General features: G+C 39.7%; 1 protein-coding gene. It reads left to right on the forward strand.

The features are described from left to right. Nucleotides 1-87: 87 nt before the first annotated feature. On the forward strand, nt 88-966 hold the full coding sequence (locus tag UXI14_RS18020; protein WP_335967357.1) for an IS982 family transposase: 879 nt from the start codon (nt 88-90) through the stop codon (nt 964-966). Nucleotides 967-980: the final 14 nt, after the last annotated feature.

The raw sequence follows: 980 nt of genomic DNA on the forward strand, positions 1-980 counted from the left end.
ACCCGTTGTGCATTATGATTTAAAAAAGAAAAAAGTTGCTCATTTGACTGACAGTCAGTAAATTGTTTTTACCACAAAACATTTACGATGAACAACTTAAATGCAAATTACGAAAGAATATTGGAAGTACTAAGAAAAATAGCAGATGAAAAGTTACTCCCTTACCAAAGACGAAGTCCTCGGATGAGTGATTTGGAAGTAGTTGGCTTATGCCTGACCTCTGAATATATGGGGATTGACAGTGAAAGCCACCTTTTCCGGATGCTTCCCGGTGGCCTTGCCAGTAAGATTGAACGCAGTGTGTACAACCGTCGCCGAAGGCGTTTAATGCCCTACTTGGATAAGATACGGGAATCATTGGCCAGGCATTTCAATGAGTTTGAAGATTACTTTGTGATAGACAGCATGCCATTGGAAGTGTGTAAGCTATCCCGTTCATCCCGTAGCAAGGTTTGCAAGGAGGATGATTATGCGTTCCCTGATAAAGGTTACTGTGCTTCACAAGGCCTTTATTTTTATGGGTACAAGCTACATGCGGTCTGTTCTGTAGGTGGGGTGTTCCAAAGTTTTGACCTAAGCCCCGCATCTGTCCATGACATTAATTATCTCGATGATATCAAGGCCCAATTGTCCGGTTGTGTTTTACTCGGGGACAAGGGGTATCTTTCAGCAGAAGTTCAGTTGAACCTCTTTGAGAACCACCAGATCGAATTAAGTACTCCGATGCGTAAAAACCAACGGAATCACAAAGAGCAACCCTTTGTGTTTAAAAAATCCAGAAAACGCATAGAAACCTTGTTTTCACAACTATGCGACCAGTTTATGATCCGTAGGAACTATGCTAAATCCTTCGAAGGATTTAAAACAAGGATATTGTCCAAAATAACAGCACTCACTGTAATTCAGTACATCAATAAATTCATTTTTAACAGAAATATTAATAATATTAAAATCAGCATTATTTAAAATGCACAACGGGT

The organism is Galbibacter sp. PAP.153 (genome assembly GCF_037029175.1).
Taxonomy (GTDB): Bacteria; Bacteroidota; Bacteroidia; order Flavobacteriales; family Flavobacteriaceae; genus Galbibacter; species Galbibacter pacificus.